The sequence below is a fragment of the Pseudacidovorax sp. DMC4 genome, from assembly GCF_056314265.1.
In genome coordinates, this window is sequence record NZ_JBQUYR010000014.1 from 51,989 (window position 1) to 67,810 (window position 15,822).

Annotated in this window: 13 protein-coding genes; 7 read left to right on the forward strand and 6 right to left on the reverse strand. The window is 70.4% G+C overall.

All coding sequences use genetic code 11. The features are described from left to right. Window positions 1-120: 120 nt before the first annotated feature. From ACT54X_RS22910 to ACT54X_RS22930, 5 genes are all read right to left on the reverse strand, one after another. A complete protein-coding gene (locus tag ACT54X_RS22910) occupies window positions 121-885 on the reverse strand; it encodes an ABC transporter ATP-binding protein (protein WP_294368565.1) in 765 nt (254 codons plus the stop codon). Window positions 886-905: 20 nt separating this feature from the next. After that, window positions 906-2,360, reverse strand: coding sequence for an extracellular catalytic domain type 2 short-chain-length polyhydroxyalkanoate depolymerase (locus tag ACT54X_RS22915; RefSeq protein ID WP_476348791.1), 1,455 nt, complete (start codon window positions 2,358-2,360; stop codon window positions 906-908). A 139-nt stretch (window positions 2,361-2,499) separates the two neighbouring features. Next, window positions 2,500-3,684, reverse strand: a complete 1,185-nt coding sequence (locus tag ACT54X_RS22920) for a substrate-binding domain-containing protein (RefSeq protein WP_234192487.1) — start codon at window positions 3,682-3,684, stop codon at window positions 2,500-2,502. 151 nt (window positions 3,685-3,835) lie between these two features. Then, the gene (locus ACT54X_RS22925) at window positions 3,836-5,371 is read right to left on the reverse strand and encodes a sigma-54 interaction domain-containing protein (protein ID WP_294368575.1); all 1,536 of its coding nucleotides are present in this window, start codon (window positions 5,369-5,371) and stop codon (window positions 3,836-3,838) included. A 27-nt stretch (window positions 5,372-5,398) separates the two neighbouring features. Continuing rightward, window positions 5,399-6,805: a DUF2130 domain-containing protein gene (locus tag ACT54X_RS22930; RefSeq protein ID WP_294368577.1), complete on the reverse strand. Its 1,407-nt coding sequence runs from the start codon at window positions 6,803-6,805 to the stop codon at window positions 5,399-5,401. Window positions 6,806-6,896: 91 nt separating this feature from the next. Between ACT54X_RS22930 and ACT54X_RS22935 the strand changes: the two genes are divergently transcribed. The 4 genes from ACT54X_RS22935 to ACT54X_RS22950 are packed head-to-tail and all read left to right on the forward strand — an operon-like array spanning window position 6,897 to window position 13,535. Further along, entirely contained in the window at window positions 6,897-7,577 is a 681-nt protein-coding gene (locus ACT54X_RS22935) for a CerR family C-terminal domain-containing protein (protein ID WP_294368580.1), read from the forward strand. Further along, window positions 7,574-9,181, forward strand: a complete 1,608-nt coding sequence (locus ACT54X_RS22940; protein WP_294368582.1) for an efflux transporter outer membrane subunit — start codon at window positions 7,574-7,576, stop codon at window positions 9,179-9,181. The genes ACT54X_RS22935 and ACT54X_RS22940 overlap by 4 nt, the downstream gene beginning before the upstream one ends. A 27-nt stretch (window positions 9,182-9,208) precedes the next feature. Continuing rightward, window positions 9,209-10,363: an efflux RND transporter periplasmic adaptor subunit gene (locus ACT54X_RS22945; protein ID WP_294368584.1), complete on the forward strand. Its 1,155-nt coding sequence runs from the start codon at window positions 9,209-9,211 to the stop codon at window positions 10,361-10,363. A gap of 16 nt (window positions 10,364-10,379) precedes the next feature. Continuing rightward, the gene (locus tag ACT54X_RS22950; RefSeq protein ID WP_294368587.1) at window positions 10,380-13,535 is read left to right on the forward strand and encodes an efflux RND transporter permease subunit; all 3,156 of its coding nucleotides are present in this window, start codon (window positions 10,380-10,382) and stop codon (window positions 13,533-13,535) included. Here the strand turns inward: ACT54X_RS22950 and ACT54X_RS22955 are convergent. Further along, a complete protein-coding gene (locus tag ACT54X_RS22955; protein WP_354319942.1) occupies window positions 13,510-14,403 on the reverse strand; it encodes an MBL fold metallo-hydrolase in 894 nt (297 codons plus the stop codon). The two genes, ACT54X_RS22950 and ACT54X_RS22955, sit on opposite strands and share 26 nt — an antisense overlap. 86 nt (window positions 14,404-14,489) lie before the next feature. On the opposite strand from ACT54X_RS22955, the gene ACT54X_RS22960 reads away from it, so the two are divergent. The 3 genes from ACT54X_RS22960 to ACT54X_RS22970 are packed head-to-tail and all read left to right on the forward strand — an operon-like array spanning window position 14,490 to window position 15,762. Continuing rightward, window positions 14,490-14,852: an ArsR/SmtB family transcription factor gene (locus tag ACT54X_RS22960; protein ID WP_294368597.1), complete on the forward strand. Its 363-nt coding sequence runs from the start codon at window positions 14,490-14,492 to the stop codon at window positions 14,850-14,852. A gap of 33 nt (window positions 14,853-14,885) precedes the next feature. Continuing rightward, a complete protein-coding gene (locus ACT54X_RS22965; RefSeq protein WP_294368601.1) occupies window positions 14,886-15,320 on the forward strand; it encodes a YeeE/YedE family protein in 435 nt (144 codons plus the stop codon). Between the two features lie 7 nt (window positions 15,321-15,327). Beyond that, window positions 15,328-15,762: a YeeE/YedE family protein gene (locus ACT54X_RS22970; RefSeq protein ID WP_294368606.1), complete on the forward strand. Its 435-nt coding sequence runs from the start codon at window positions 15,328-15,330 to the stop codon at window positions 15,760-15,762. Window positions 15,763-15,822 lie beyond the last annotated feature (60 nt).

The window sequence follows — 15,822 nt, forward strand, 5'->3', positions numbered from 1 at the left end:
GGATGGGGGCTGCAGCGTTTGCAAGGCGTGCGGCGTTCGCGACGAGGTGGGCGTGCGTGGCCGTGCTGGCCCCCACCCCCGCCCTCCCCCAGAGGGGGAGGGAGCCAATCTGGGAGCGCCTCATGCCGCCTCCTTCGCCACGCCCAGGTAGGCTTCCTGCACCACGGGCGAGGCGATCACCTCGGCCGGTTCGCCATCGGCCACCAGCGTGCCGTTGTGCAGCACGATGATGCGGTCGGCCAGCTCGCGCACCACGTCCATCTTGTGCTCGACCAGCAGGATGGTCTTAGTCTTGTCCTGCTTGAGCCGGCGGATCAGGTCGAGGATGACCGGCGCCTCGGCCGCGTTCATGCCGGCCGTGGGCTCGTCGAACATGAAGACCTGCGGCTCCAGCGCCATCAGCAGCGCCACCTCCAGCTTGCGCTGGTCGCCATGCGGCAGGCTGGCGACCACGTCGTGCTCCCGGGCCTTGAGGTTGGTCTCGGCCAGCAGCGCGTCGGCGCGCTCGGTCAGCGCACGGTGGTCGCTCCAGATGCTCCAGAGGTTGAGGCCGCGCCGGTGCCCGCCTTCGTGCGCGGCCTGCACGGCCAGGCGCACGTTCTCCAGCACCGTGAGGTTGGGGAACAGGTTGGTCAGCTGGAAGGCGCGGCCGAGGCCGGCGCGCGTGCGCGCCGAGGCCGGCAGCCCCGACAGGTCGCGGCCGTTCAGCAGCACCTTGCCCTCGGTGGCCTTGAGCTGGCCCGAGACCAGGTTGAAGTAGGTGGTCTTGCCCGCCCCGTTGGGGCCGACGATGGCCGTCAGCGTGCCCGGCGCGAAGCGGCAGCTGACGGCATTCACCGCCACATGCCCGCCGAAGCGGATGGTGAGGTTCTGGGTTTCAAGCAATTGCGGAAGTCCTGGCGCGTTCAGTAGCAGGTGCCGACCTCGTAGTAGCCGGCGGCGGTCTTCTTCAGGGTCGTCTCGATGTAGATGTTCCACAGCCCCATGCCCTGGTTGGAGCCATAGGCATAGGTGAAGCCGTAGAGCGCATAGGCCCGCGCGGCCATCGTGTGGCTGTAGTTGTCGGTGGTGGTGCACACGGGCGTCATGCCGGTGGTGCTGGCGGTGGCCGTGGCCGAGGCGGCGCCGCGGGCGCCGGCGGCATTCACCGCACGCACCGTCCAGTCGTAGCTGCTGCCCGCGACGAGGCCGGTGTCGGTATAGCTCGTGCCGGTGATGGGCGTTGGGTTGCGCCGGCCACCATTGCGATAGACCACATAACCCGAGGCGCCGGGCACGGCGGACCAGCTGAGCTTCATGCTGCTGGCGGTGGCCGCCGAGGCCGTCAGCCCGCTGGGCGCCGCGAGCGCGGGCGCCGCCGTGCCGCCCGACAGGTGCGTGACCATGGCCTGGATGGCGGCCATCTGCGGGCCGGCCTTCTTCGCATAGTCGGGGCTGTCATAGCCCCACCAGTCCCAGCAACCGTTGGTGGCCGTCACGCCGGTCTGCGGATAGAGCACCACGATGTTGTTGGTGTCGGCCCAGCGGTTGTAGCCGGTGTTGCGCACGTACTGCTGGCCGATCTGCGACGTGTTCTGCTTGCAGCCATGCAGCGCCACGTGCAGTCGGCACGTGGCGCTGCCGCTGGCGCAGGCCGCGGGCACATAGGCCCAGCCGGTCTGCGCCAGCGCATGGCCGCCGACGAAGCCGCGCTGGTCGAACTCGACGAAGCTGCCACCCAGCGTGCCCACGTTGCGTGGGTTGAGCGTGCCGTAGATCTGCTGCAGCAGCGCGCCGGCCAGGTCGAAGTTGCAGTCGTCGATGTAGGGGTCGCCCTTGACCGAGCACGCGCTGCCGTAGTCGTCGGTGACGAAGGAATGCTCGGCCGCCAGGTCCTTCTTGTAGGCGATGTTGGCCGCGGGCACGAAGGCGCCGTAGTAGCTGCGCAGGTCGTCCATCACGGCCGTCTTGACCACGCTGTCGAGCGTGCCCGAGAACAGGTAGAGCCGGCTGGCCGCGAGGTTGGACACCGGGTCGATGACGCCGCTAGCGGCCCAGTTGTTGGTGGTGGCCACCAGGCTGCTCACCGGGATGCTGGTGTCGTGCGCCATGCAGCGGCCGGTGGCATAGACCACCGAGCCTTCCGCACAGTAGTACGGCCCGCCCGCCACAACCCCCGCCCCCTTCTTGAAGGTGGCCGAATAGGCCACGTGCAGCTGCACGGCCATGTAGCCGCCCGAGGACACGCCCGACACGCTGACCTGCGCCGGGTCGATGTTCAGCTCCGGCAGCGGCACGGCCGCCGCCGCCGCGCCAGCCATCAGCCAAGCCGACACGAGCACACCGGCGGCGCGCCTGATAGGCACGGTGAACTTCTGCATGGTGCGTCTCCTGAAACAGGTGAGCGGTGATGAAGCCAGGCGGGGACACCCACGGAACTGGCTCTGCCGGGCCGTCGGGTGTGCCGCCTTCGAGGATCAGAAGGGGGAGCCGCGAAGCGGCATGGGGGATGTCAGTCCCTTATCTCTTGTTGCGGATCGGGATGTCCATCTCGGACGGCTTGATCTCGTGCACCAGCTCCGGCACACCCCAGGCGAAGGCCGGGTCCACCTTGATCTTGAAGTGGTACATGCTCTGCAGCGCCTGGTGGTCTTCCTTGCGGAAGGTCATGGTGCCCTTGGGCGTGTCGAAGCTCATGCCTTCCATGGTGCTGATGAGCTTGTTGGTGCCGGTGTCGCCGCCGGTCTTCTTGAGCGCGGTGACGACGGCCATGGCGGCCGAGAAGCCGCCGGCGGTGAAGAAGTCCGGCGGGCTCTTGAATTCCTTGTAGTGCATGGACACCAGCGCCTCGTTCACCGGGTTCTTCGGAATGCCGAAGTAGTAGTAGGTGGCGCCTTCCATGCCGGGGAAGTTCTTGTAACTGGCCATCGCCGGCAGGATGTTGCCGCCGGTGGCGATCTCGATGCCGTAGCGCTTCAGGTCCAGGTCGGCGATCTTGAAGGGGTTGCCGGCGCCGGCCCAGACGATCCAGATCACCTTGCGGCCAGGCTGGTCCTTGAGCTTGTCGATCAGGCGCTGCGCACCGGCGGTGAAGTCGGTGGTGTTCTGCGGCAGGTATTCCTCGTGGACGATCTTGGCCTTCTTCACCGCGTCCTTGAAGGCCTTCACGCCGTCGCGGCCGAAGGCGTAGTCCTGGGCCAGCGTGGCGATGGTGGTGCCCGGCTTGTCGAGGGCCACGGCATTGGAGATGGCGTCCTGGCTCGAATTGCGGCCGGTGCGGAAGATGTACTTGTTCCACTTGTCGCCGGTGATCGAGTCGGCCACGGCGGGCTCGACGATCAGCAGCTTCTTGTACTCCTCGGCCACCGGCAGCATGGCCAGCGCCACGCCCGACGACGTGGGACCGACGGCCAGTGCGGCCTTGTCGTCGGAGTAGGCGGCGGCCAGCAGCGACTTGCCCAGGTCGGGCTTGCCCTGGTCGTCCTTCTCGATGACGACGATCTTCTTGCCGTTGACCATCATGGTGCCGCCGGTGGCGTAGTCCAGGCCCATCATCAGGCCGGTCTGGGTCTGCTTGCCGTAGGCCTCCAGCGGGCCGGTCTTGCTGTAGACGTGGGCGATGCGGATTTCGTTGGACTGGGCCCAGGCGGGCGCGGCGATGGCGCCGGCCAGGGCGGCGCAGGCGATGAGGTGGCGACGTTGCATGCGGTTGTCTCCTTGTGACGGATGCCTGGATATTGCACACGCCGTGCCAGCGACACAAGTCCTTTTGGATCAACGATTTGCCGTCTTAGCCACCCCGAATTGCCTGATTTCCATACAACCTCATATGTCTAGTTTTTAGACATTTGTTCGGTCACTGCTCAGGGTTTTCCAGGCGGCCGTAGAGCGTCGCCCGCGAGATTCCCAGCAGCCGCGCCGCCTTGAGCTTGTTGCCCGCCGTGTGGGCCATGGCCGCGTCGATGGCGCGACGCTCCAGCTGGGCAACTTGCTCGGCCAGCGGGCGCAGCAGCCCACTGCCAGGCGCATCGGCCGCGGCCTCCGCGGGTGAAGGCTCCGGCGCCGCCGCCGGTGCCACCTCGCCCACGCCGGCCTCGCGCAGGATGCGCGTGAGCTGCGCCGCATCCACCCGCTGCGCGTCGCTGCGCATCGCCACCTGCTCCAGCACGTTGCGCAGCTCACGGATGTTCCCGCGCCAGTGCTGGCCCGCCAGCAGGGCCAGGGCATCGGGCAGCAGCTCGGGCGGCGCATCGCCGGTGCGCTGGGCCACCTCGTCGCCCAGCGCCTCCACCAGCGCCGGGATGTCGCTGCGACGCGCACGCAGCGGCGGCACGCGGATGGGCAGGACGTTGAGGCGGTAGTACAGGTCCTCGCGAAAGCGCCCCTGCGCCACCAGCGCCGGCAGGTCGCGCGAGGTGGCGGCGATCACCCGCGCATCGAAGGCCACCAGCTTGTTGGAGCCCAGGGGCTCGATCTCGCCTTCCTGCAGCGCGCGCAGCAGCTTGGCCTGCAGCGTGAGCGGCATGTCGCCGATCTCGTCCAGGAACAGCGTGCCGCCGTCGGCGAACTTGAACTTGCCCTCGCGCCCGCGCCGATCCGCGCCGGTGAAGGCGCCGGGCGCGAAGCCGAAGAACTCGGCCTCCAGCAGCGTGTCGGGCACGGCCGCGATGTTGACGCTGACGAAGGGCCCCGCCGCGCGCGCCGAGGCGCCGTGGATGGCATGGGCCAGCAGTTCCTTGCCGGTGCCCGTCTCGCCCAGCAGCAGCACCGGGCTGCTGGATTGCGCAGCCCGCCGGGCATGGCGCTTGACCTCCACGGCCGCCGGGCTGCTGCCGATGAAGCTGGCGAAGCTGTACTTGGCCTGGCGCGGCAGCCCACCTTCGAGGCCGTTGCGCGCCGCGCGGCTGGCCTGGCTGGCCAGCTCGCGCCGGGCCTCGTCCAGGTCGCGCTGCAGCAGCGCGAACTTGGCCACCAGCGGCTGCAGCGTGGTCTGCGGATGGTCGAACAGCACGATGCCGATGGCGCCGATCACCGGGCCCGTGCCGTCGTCGTGCTCCTCGCGCAGCGGCAGGCGGCTGACGACGAAGGTGCCGGCCTTGTTGGTCAGCAGGTCCACCAGCACCGGCTCGCCGGTCTCCAGCACGCGGCGCATCTGGGTGTTGGGGATCACCTCCTCCACCATGTGGCCCACGAACTGGTCCACGCCATCGAAGCCCAGCGCCGGCAGGAAGCGGCGGTAGCCCTCGTTGACCCACACGATGCGGCCACTGCGGTCGATCAGGAACATGCCCTGGCTGATGCTGGAGAACAGCTGGAACATCGAGCGCGCCGCCAGCGCGAGGATGCCCTGGGCGTCCTGCGGCAGCGTGGGGTCGGAGGGAGCGGCAGACATGGCGCGCGATCGTAGCGGCGCGGGCGTTCAGTCTTCGGTACCGCCCGCGTCCTTCAGCTCGGCGAACTTGGCCGCCATGGTCGGGTTGCCGCGCGTGAGCTTCTTGATCGTCAGGTCCTCGGCCTTGTCGTTGGCCAGGCGCAGGTTGTTGGCCGACTTGTAGAGCGCGTCCTTGGTCTTCTCCAGGTCCTTGATCGCCTCGTCGATGCGCTTGACGGCCTCCTCGAAGCCATCGGACGCCAGTCGCCAGTTGCGGCCGAAGGCGGTCTTGAAGTCGTCCAGCTGGGTCTCGAAGCGGGTGATGTCCAGGTTCTGCGCCTTGACCAAGGCCAGCTCCGACTTGTACGCCAGCGCCTTGGTGGCCGCATTGCGCAGCAGCGTGACCATGGGCAGGAAGAACTGCGGTCGCACCACGTACATCTTGGGATAGCGGTGGAACACGTCCACGATGCCGGTGTTGTAGAGCTCGCTCTCGGGCTCCAGCAGCGACACCAGCACCGCGTATTCGCAGCCCTTCTCGGTGCGGTCCTTGTCGAGCTCGCGGAAGAAGTCCTCGTTCTTCTTGCGCGTGGCGGTGGCGTCGCTCTCGTTCTTCATCTCGAACATGATGGAGACGATCTCGGTGCCGTCCTCGTCATGGTCGCGGAAGATGTAGTCGCCCTTGCTGCCGCTGCGCGCGTCGTTGTCCTTCTCGAAATAGGCGCGCGGAAAGGCCGTGGCGCGGATGCGGTTGAACTCGGTCTCGCAGTGCTGCTCCAGCGTCTCGCCCACCATCTTGGTCGACAGGCGCGCCTTCATGTCGCGCAGGCGCTCGATGGCGTCGTCGCGGTCGCGGATCTGCGTCTCGTACTTGTCCTTGAGCATCTGCTCGGCCACCTGCTTCTCGAGCGCCACACGCTCCAGGTTGTTGCGCAGCGCGTCGCGCTCCTTCTCGACCACGCCGACGGCCTGCGTGACGGCCAGCTGCTGGGCCATGCTGCCGGCGTCCAGGCGGGACTTGAGCGCCTGGATCTCGGCGTCCTTCGCGGCCGCCGCCTTCTGCACTTCGCTTGCCAGCCGTGCCTCGGCCAGACGGGCAGCGGACTCCCGCTCCTGCCGGGCCTGCGCCAGTTCGTGGGCCAGTTGGTCGCGCTCGCGCTCGATGCTGCCCAGCGCCTCGTTCACCGCCAGCCGGCGCGCGACCTCGCCGGCGTCGAGCTTCGCCTTGAGCGCAAGGATCTCGGCCTCCCGAGCCGATGCCTTGCGCTCCAGCTCGCTGGCGAGCTGGGCCCGCGCCAGCTCGACCGCACTGCGCTTGTCCTGCTCGGCCAGTTCCAACCGCTCGTGCAGCTGGCGGTCGAAGTCGCTGTCGCGCACCTGCTTGAGGATGTCCGCATAGCCGGACTCGTCGATCTTGAAGGCTTTGCCGCAGTGGGGGCAGAGGATGTCTTGCATGCGCACGATCCTAGCGCGGCGTCGGACAAAGGCGCGATCGCCGCCCCGACTTTAATCATTCGTTTGATTTCCATGCTCTAATCCGCCGCGCATGACCACCGCCCTGCCCAAGCCGGCCCGGGGCGACGGGGCCGAGGCCCGCCAGCGCCTGCTGCTGGCGGCCCTCGCCCTGTTCGCCGACCAGGGCTTCGCCAAGACCTCCACCCGCGCCATCGCCGCTGCCGCAGACATGAACATCGGCGCCATCAGCTACTACTTCGGCGACAAGGCGGGGCTGTATGCCGCCTGCTTCACCGAGCCCATGGGCGGCAAGGCCGAGGAAACCACCGCCCTGTGGTCCGCGCCCGGCCTGCCGCTCGGCGAGGCGCTGGCCGTGTTCATGCAGGCCTACCTGGAGCCGCTCAAGCTCGGCGAACGCGTGCGCCAGTGCATGCGCCTGCACCTGCGCGAGATGCTGGAGCCCAGCAGCCAGTGGGCCACCGAGGTCGCAAACGAAGTCAAGGGCCCGCACCAGGCCATGGTGCGCCTGCTGGCCCGCCACCTGGGCGCGCGGGTGGACGACGACATCCACCGCCTGGCCTTCGCCGTCATCGGCCTGGCCATGCAGCCCTACGTGACGCGCGACTTCATCGACGCGATCCGCCCCGGCCTGCTGCGCAGCCCCCGCGCCGTGGACCAGTGGGCCGAACGGCTGGCCGGCATGGCCCTGGCCCTGGTGGCGGACGAACGCCGCCGCCGCGCGGCCGACGCTTCCGAGGAACCTTCCGCATGACATCGACAACCGCACCGCGTCGTCGGGCGCCCGGCCGCCTGCTGGCCGCGCTGCCGCTCGCGCTGGCCCTCGCCGCCTGCGGCGTGACCCGCCCACCGGCCTCCGTGCAGGCGCCCGCTCCCGCCCAGTGGCGCAGCCCGGTGCCTGCCGAGGCCGTGCCCCACCACGGCTCGACGGCAGACCTCGCCCACTGGTGGCGCCAGGCCGGCGATCCGCTGCTGGCCGACCTGATCGAGGCCGCTCAGGCCGCCAGCCCCACGGTCGCCAGCGCCGCCGCCCGCGTGACCGAGGCCCGCGGCGCGCGCACCCAGGCCGGCGCGGCCCTGGCGCCGCGGCTGGACGGCAACCTGTCGGCCACGCGCAGCGCCTCGCCGCTCAGCGGCACCAGCACGGGCACCACCACGACCACCGGGACCGGCAGCACCAGCGTGCCGCCGGCCACCATCCTGCAGGCCACGCTGCAGCCCAGCTGGGAGATCGACCTCTTCGGCGGCCTGCGCGCCAGCCGCGATGCCGCCGATGCCCGCCTGGCGGCCGGCGAAGCCCGCTGGCACGATGCCCGCATCGCCGTGGCGGCCGAGACGGCCAATGCCTACTTCGCCGAACGGGCCTGCGCCCGCCAGCTGGCCGTGGCCGAGGCCGACACGCGCTCGCGCAGCGAGACCGCCCGTCTCACCGGCCTGTCCGCCGACGCCGGCTTCACCGCGCCGGCCGATGCGGCCCTGGCGCGCGCCAGTGCGGCCGATGCCTCGGCCCGGCTCACGCAGCAGCGCGCCCAATGCCGCGTGCTGCGACACGGGCTGGTCGCGCTGACGGGCCTGCCGGCGGAGAACCTCGACCGGCGGCTCGATGCCCAGTCCGCCATCACCGCCCTGCCCACGCCCCCGGCCGTGGACGACGTGCCGGCTCAGACGCTCCTGCAGCGCCCCGACCTGTTCGCCGCCGAGCGCGCCGTGGCCGCCGCCAGTGCCGATGCCGGCGCGGCCCAGGCGCAGCGCTATCCGCGCCTGACGCTCAGCGGCAGCGTGGGCCGGCTGCAGCTGCGCACCCAGGGCTTCCGCGCCTCGGTGGACACCTGGAGCGTGGGCCCGGTCGCGCTGTCGGTGCCGCTGTTCGACGGCGGCGTGTCGGCCGCCAATGCCGAGTCGGCGCGCGCCCGCTACGACGAGGCCGTGGTGCAGTACCGCGCTAGCGTGCGGCAGGCCGTGCGCGAGGTGGAAGAGGCGTTGACCAATCTCGACAGCACCCGCCAGCGCGCCGCCGATGCCGACACCGCCGTGCGCGGCTACCAGGCCAACCTCGACGCTGCGCAGTCGCGCTACCAGACGGGTCTGGCCAGCCTGTTCGAGCTGGAGGACGCCCGCCGCACGCTGTTCGCCGCGCAGACGGCGCGCGTCTCGCTGCAGCGCGAGAGCAACGAAGCCTGGGTCGCGCTCTACCGCGCGGTGGGTGGCGGCTGGCAACGGCCCGACGCCGACACCGCAGCCACCGCTTCGGCCACCGCTGCCGGCAGGTCGAACGCCGCCGTCGCCGCCCCAGACCCCCAGGCCGCTTCGACGGCCCTCCCGACCACGACCGGCGCCACCGCGACGCCACGTCCCTGAACCCGCCCCGCGCCCGGAAAGATCACCATGCAACGCTCCCGACGCCCGCTCCTCATCGCGATCCTGGTCGTGGCCCTCCTGGCCGTGGCCGCCTTCTTCCTGCTGCGCGGCAAGCCCGCGGAGGGCGAGGCGGTCAAGAAGGCCGACAAGCCCGCCGCCATCGCCCGCCCTGCCCTCACCGTCACGGTGGTACAGCCGCAGCCCGCCGACCTGGTGGCCGGCCTGCCGGCCAACGGCAACATCGCCGCCTGGCAGGAGGCCATCATCGGCTCCGAATCGGCCGGCCTGCGCCTGGCCGACGTGCGGGTGAACGTGGGCGATGTGGTGAAGAAGGGCCAGGTGCTGGCCACCTTCTCGGGCGACACGGTGCAGGCCGAGGTCGCCCAGGCCCGCGCCAGCCTGGCCGAGGCCGAGGCCGCCGCGGCCGATGCAGCCGCCAATGCCGAGCGCGCACGGACGCTGTCGGCCACCGGCGCGCTGAGCCAGGCCCAGATCAACCAGTACCTCACCACCGGCCAGACCGCCAAGGCCCGCGTCGAGGCCGCCCGCGCCGCGCTGCAGGCGCAGCAGGTGCGCCAGCGCAACACGCAGGTGCTGGCACCGGACGACGGCGTCATCTCCTCGCGCACGGCCACCGTGGGCGCCGTCCTGGGCTCGGGCGCCGAGCTGTTCCGCCTGGTGCGGCGCGGCCGACTCGAATGGCGGGCCGAGGTCGCCTCCAACGAGCTGCCGAAGGTGCGCGTGGGCCAGAAGGCGCGCGTGACGGCGGCCAGCGGCGTCACCGTCGAGGGTACGGTGCGCGCCCTCGCGCCCACCGTCGACCCGCAGACGCGCAATGCGCTGGTCTACGTCGACCTGCCCGCCAACGGCGACGTACGCGCCGGCATGTATGCGCGCGGCGAATTCATGCTCGGCCGCATCGAGCAGCTCACCGTGCCGCAGTCGGCCGTGGTGGTGCGCGACGGCTTCGCCAGCGTGTTCGAGGTGGGCGCCGACGGCAAGGTGGCCATGCGCCGCGTGACGACCGGCCAGCGCGCGGGCGACCGCATCGCCATCGCCGAGGGTGTCAAGCCCGACATGAAGCTGGTCGAGCGCGGCGCGGCCTTCCTCAACGACGGCGACGTGGTGCAGGTGCAGGGCCAGCCCGCGCCGGCAGCGGCCGCGCCGGCGCCCAAGCAGTGACGCGGGAGCCACGCGCATGAACCTTTCCGCCTGGTCGATCCGCAACCCCATTCCGGCGGCGATGCTCTTCGTCCTGCTGACGCTGGCAGGGCTGCTGTCCTTCAAGTCCATGAAGGTGCAGAACTTTCCGGACATGGACCTGCCGGTGGTGGTCGTCACCGCCGCCCTGCCCGGCGCCGCGCCGGGGCAGCTCGAAAGCGATGTGGCGCGCAAGATCGAGAACTCGATCGCCACCATCCAGGGCGTCAAGCACATCACCTCCACGCTGGTCGATGGGCAGGCCACCATCGCCACCGAGTTCGAGCTGGAGAAGCCCGTGCAGGAAGCCGTGGACGACGTGCGCTCGGCCGTGAGCCGCGTGCGCGCCGACCTGCCGGCCGATCTGCGCGACCCCATCGTGGCCAAGCTGGAGCTGTCCTCGCAGCCGGTGCAGGCCTATGCCATCGCCTCCGCCAACTGGGACGACGAGCAGTTGTCGTGGTTCGTCGACGACACGCTGTCGCGCCGCATGCTGGCCGTGCCCGGCGTGGGCGCCATCACCCGCGTGGGCGGCGTCACGCGCGAGGTGCGCGTCGCGCTCGATCCGGCGCGCATGCAGTCGCTGGGCATCACCGCAGCCACGGTCTCGCGCACGCTGCGCCAGGTGCAGATGGAAAGCGCCGGCGGCCGGGCCGAGCTGGGCGGCGCCGAGCAGCCGCTGCGCACCCTGGCCACCGCCAAGACCGCCGCCGAGGTGGCGGCCATGCAGATCCCGCTGGGCAACGGACGCCATGCGCGCGTGGACGAGGTCGCCACCGTCACCGACACCGTGGCCGAGCCGCGCGCGCTGGCCCTGCTGGACGGCAAGCCGGTGATCGGCTTCGAGATCTCGCGCAGCCGCGGCGCCAGCGAGGTGGAAGTGGGCGACGGCGTGGAGAAGGCGCTGGACAAGCTCAAGGCCGACTATCCGCACCTGACGCTGCAGCGCACCTTCGACTTCGTGGACATCGCCAAGGGCGAGTACGACAGCTCGATGCGGCTGCTCTACGAAGGCGCCCTGCTGGCGGTGGTGGTGGTGTGGCTCTTTTTGCGCGACTGGCGGGCGACCATCGTCTCGGCCGTGGCGCTGCCGCTGTCGGTCATCCCGGCCTTCATCGGCATGTACCTGCTGGGCTTTTCCATCAACATCATCACGCTGCTGGCGCTGTCGCTGGTGGTGGGCATCCTGGTGGACGACGCCATCGTGGAGGTCGAGAACATCGTGCGCCACCTGCGCATGGGCAAATCGCCCTATCAGGCGGCGATGGAGGCGGCCGACGAGATCGGCCTGGCGGTGATCGCCACCACCTTCACGCTGATTGCGGTGTTCCTGCCCACGGCCTTCATGAGCGGCATTCCGGGCCGCTTCTTCAAGCAGTTCGGCTGGACGGCGGCGCTGGCGGTGTTCGCGTCTCTGGTAGTGGCGCGGCTGCTCACGCCCATGATGGCGGCCTACATCCTCAAGCCGCTGGTGGGCCACGACAAGGAGCCGGGCTGGATGCGCAGCTACATGCGCGCCTCGGCCTGGTGCCTGCGCCACCGCGGGCTTACGCTGCTGGGTGCCCTGGTGTTCTTCGTCAGTTCGCTGGCGCTGATTCCGCTGCTGCCCTCGGGCTTCATCCCGCCGGACAACAACGTGCAGACCCAGGTCACGCTCGAACTGCCGCCCGGCAGCAAGCTGGCCGACACGCGCCGCGCGGTCGAGGCCGCCAGCGAGCGCATCCGCACGGTCGGCCACATCGAGAGCATCTACGTGGCCATCGGCGGCGGGGCCGCGGGCGCCGACCCGATGTCCGGCGGTGCCGGCAGCGACCCGCGCAAGGCCACGATGACGCTGCGCCTCGCGCCGCGTGGCGAGCGGCCGGTCAAGCAGGTGATCGAGCGCGAGCTGCGGCAGGTGATGGCCGAGGTGCCGGGCGTGCGCGTCAAGGTGGGCCTGGGCGGCTCCAACGACAAGTACATCCTGGCGCTGTCCAGCGAGGACCCGCAGGCCCTGGCCACCGCCTCGCGCGACGTGGAACGCGACCTGCGCACCATCCCCGGCGTGGGCAATGTCAGCTCCAACGCCAGCCTGGTGCGGCCCGAGATCGCGGTACGGCCCGACTTCGCCCGCGCCGCCGACCTGGGCGTGACCAGCAGCGACATCGCCGAGACGCTACGCGTGGCCACGGTGGGCGACTACGAGCAGTACCTGCCCAAGCTCAACCTGGCGCAGCGGCAGGTGCCGATCGTGGTGCGGCTGGCCGACAGTGCGCGCGAAAACCTGTCGACGCTGGAGCGGCTGACCGTCCCCGGCACCCGCGGCCCGGTGCGGCTGGGCGAGGTGGCCACGCTGGAGGCAGCTGGAGGCCCGGCCGTCATCAGCCGCTACGACCGCGCGCGTAACGTCAACTTCGAGATCGAACTGGGCGAACGCGGCCTGGGCGAGGTGGCCGAGGCCATCCGAGCCCTGCCCGCCATCCAGGGCCTGCCGCCCAGCGTGCGCACCATCGACGTCGGCGACGCCGAGATGATGGGCGAGCTGTTCAGCAGTTTCGGCCTGGCCATGCTGACCGGCGTGCTGTGCATCTACATCGTGCTGGTGCTGCTGTTCAAGGATTTTCTGCAGCCGGCCACCATCCTGGCGGCGCTGCCGCTGTCGCTGGGCGGTGCCTTCGTGGCGCTGCTGCTCGCAGGCAAGAGCTTCTCGATGCCCTCGCTGATCGGACTGGTGATGCTGATGGGCATCGCCACCAAGAACTCGATCCTGCTGGTGGAGTACGCCATCGTGGCCCGGCGCGGGCACGACGGCAGCGACGGCCGGCCGGCCGTCGCGCCCATGAGCCGCTGGGACGCGCTGCTCGACGCCTGCCACAAGCGGGCCCGGCCGATCATCATGACCACGCTCGCCATGGGCGCCGGCATGATGCCCATCGCCCTGGCCTGGGGCGAGGCGGACATGAGCTTCCGCTCGCCCATGGCGGTGGCGGTGATCGGCGGGCTGGTCACGTCCACGGTGCTGAGCCTGCTCGTGATCCCGGCCACCTTCACCTATGTGGACGATCTGGAGCAGTGGCTCAAGCGGCTGTTCCGGCGAGGCCGGCCGGCCTCGCCGGACGACACCGCCGAAGGCCACGACCACCCGGCGGCTACAGCACGTCCACCGGAATCTTGAGGTAGCGCACGCCGTTGGCCTCGGCCGGCGGCAGCGCCCCGGCACGGATGTTGACCTGGATGGCCGGCAGGATCAGCACCGGCATGGCCAGCGTGGCGTCGCGCGCCTGCCGCATGGCGACGAAGCCGGCCTCGTCCACGCCCGCGTGCAGGTGGATGTTGGCGCGGCGCTGCTCGGCCACCGTGGTCTCCCAGGCCGGCGCGCGGCCCTCGGGCGGGTAGTCGTGGCACATGAAGAGGCGCGTGGCCGGCGGCAGCGCCAGCAGGCGTTCCACCGAGCGGTAGAGCTGGTGCGCATCGCCGCCGGGGAAGTCGCAGCGCGCGCTGCCCACGTCGGGCATGAAGAGCGTGTCGCCCACCAAGGCCAGCTGCGCGGTGCCGGCTTCGTCCTCCAGCACATAGGCCATGTCGGCCGGCGTGTGGCCGGGCACGTGCATGGCGCGCAACCGCAACGCGCCGACGTGGAAGAGCTCGTCGGGCTCGAACAGGTGGCCGAACTGCGAGCCATCGAGCGCGAAGCCCGGCTCCAGGTTGAACACCTTCTTGAACACGCCCTGCACCGTGCGGATGGCCGAGCCGATGGCGATGGTGCCGCCCAGCGCCTTCTTCAGATACGGCGCGGCCGAGAGGTGGTCGGCATGCGCATGCGTCTCCAGCAGCCACTGCACCGTGAGGCCGTTGGCGCGGACGAAGTCGATCAGGCGGTCGGCCGAATGCGTGGCGGTGCGGCCGGACTTGGGGTCGTAGTCCAGCACCGAATCGACGATGGCGCAGGCCCCGCCCTCGCGCTCGAAGAGCACGTAGCTGATGGTGAAGGTGGCCGGGTCGAAGAAGGGCTGGACCCGGGCGGCGACAGGCTGGTCGGTCATCGGTGGCTCCTGGAAATCAGGGGATGCGGAAAGGACTGGCCAACAGTTTATTGAAAGATAGTTTGTTTTTCAATAAACTGTTGGCCATGCCCACCGCCACCACGCCTTCTGCTTCCACCGACCTGCATCACGACGCCGCCCCTGGCCCCGCCGCACTGGCCCAGTTGCGTGCTTCCGCCGGCCGCGCCTGTGCCCTGCTCAAGGCCATGGCCAACGAAGACCGGCTGCTGCTGCTGTGCATGCTGGCCGAAGGCGAGCGCAACGTCGGCGAACTGCAGGCCGCCACCGGCATCGTGCAGCCCAGCCTGTCGCAGCAGCTCGGCGTACTGCGCGAGGAAGGCCTCGTGCAGACGCGGCGCGAGGGCAAGTTCATCTACTACGCGCTGGCCAGCACCGAGGTGCTGCGGCTGATGCAGGCGCTGCATGCGAGCTTCTGTGCGCCGCAGTGAGGCGTCTTTTCTTTTTCATCCAGGACCCTTCCCATGACCCTCGACTGGCTCCACTTCACGCCCTGGCGCTCGCTCGCCGGTGGCGTCCTCATCGGCCTCTCCGCCGCGCTGCTGGTGCTGTCCAACGGCCGCATCGCCGGCATCAGCGGCATCCTGGGCACGCTGGTCGGCCGCAGCCCCGCGGGCGAACGCCCCTGGCGGCTGGCCTTCCTCGTCGGGCTGCTCGCCGCGCCCATGGTCTGGCGGATCGGCGCCGCGCTGCCGGATGCGCACATCGCAGCCAGCCCGGGCCTGCTGATCGCGGCCGGCCTGCTCGTGGGCCTGGGCACGCGCTACGCAAGCGGCTGCACCAGCGGCCATGGCGTGTGCGGGCTCTCGCGCGGCTCGGTGCGCTCGCTGGCCGCCACGCTCGCCTTCATGGCCGCGGGCTTTGCCACGGTCCTCCTGCTTCGTCACCTGATCGGATGAACCCGCCATGCCTGCATTGACCGCCTTTCTCTCCGGACTCGTCTTCGGCCTCGGCCTGCTGCTCTCCGGCATGGCCGACCCGGCCAAGGTGCTGGGCTTCCTGGACCTGGCCGGCACCTGGGACCCGTCGCTCGCCTTCGTCATGGGTGGCGCCATCGCCGTGGCCGCGCCGGCCTTCGCGCTGGCCCGTCGCCGCAGCCATGGCCTGCTGGGCGCGGCCATGCAACTGCCCAAGGCCACGCACATCGACCGCCGGCTGGTGGTGGGCAGCCTGGTCTTCGGCGCAGGCTGGGGCCTGGCGGGCTTCTGTCCCGGGCCGGCGCTGGTCAGTGCCGCCGCGGGCTACCGCGAAGCCTGGCTCTTCGTGGCAGCCATGGTGGCGGGCATGGCCTTGTTCTCTTTGCTGGAAGGCGGCTGGCGCCGTCAGCCGCGGCCGGTCTGAATTCGGACGTCTTGCCTGAAGCGCCGTGGAAGACGGACCTTGGCGCCAGTACCTCTTGCC

Bases quoted from the DNA above. Each gene is read 5' to 3' on its own strand.
- ACT54X_RS22915 (WP_476348791.1), bottom strand. From the start codon at position 2,360: ATGCAGAAGTTCACCGTGCCTATCAGGCGCGCCGCCGGTGTGCTCGTG.
- ACT54X_RS22920 (WP_234192487.1), bottom strand. From the start codon at position 3,684: ATGCAACGTCGCCACCTCATCGCCTGCGCCGCCCTGGCCGGCGCCATC.
- ACT54X_RS22925 (WP_294368575.1), bottom strand. From the start codon at position 5,371: ATGTCTGCCGCTCCCTCCGACCCCACGCTGCCGCAGGACGCCCAGGGC.
- ACT54X_RS22930 (WP_294368577.1), bottom strand. From the start codon at position 6,805: ATGCAAGACATCCTCTGCCCCCACTGCGGCAAAGCCTTCAAGATCGAC.
- ACT54X_RS22935 (WP_294368580.1), top strand. From the start codon at position 6,897: ATGACCACCGCCCTGCCCAAGCCGGCCCGGGGCGACGGGGCCGAGGCC.
- ACT54X_RS22940 (WP_294368582.1), top strand. From the start codon at position 7,574: ATGACATCGACAACCGCACCGCGTCGTCGGGCGCCCGGCCGCCTGCTG.
- ACT54X_RS22945 (WP_294368584.1), top strand. From the start codon at position 9,209: ATGCAACGCTCCCGACGCCCGCTCCTCATCGCGATCCTGGTCGTGGCC.
- ACT54X_RS22950 (WP_294368587.1), top strand. From the start codon at position 10,380: ATGAACCTTTCCGCCTGGTCGATCCGCAACCCCATTCCGGCGGCGATG.
- ACT54X_RS22955 (WP_354319942.1), bottom strand. From the start codon at position 14,403: ATGACCGACCAGCCTGTCGCCGCCCGGGTCCAGCCCTTCTTCGACCCG.
- ACT54X_RS22960 (WP_294368597.1), top strand. From the start codon at position 14,490: ATGCCCACCGCCACCACGCCTTCTGCTTCCACCGACCTGCATCACGAC.
- ACT54X_RS22965 (WP_294368601.1), top strand. From the start codon at position 14,886: ATGACCCTCGACTGGCTCCACTTCACGCCCTGGCGCTCGCTCGCCGGT.
- ACT54X_RS22970 (WP_294368606.1), top strand. From the start codon at position 15,328: ATGCCTGCATTGACCGCCTTTCTCTCCGGACTCGTCTTCGGCCTCGGC.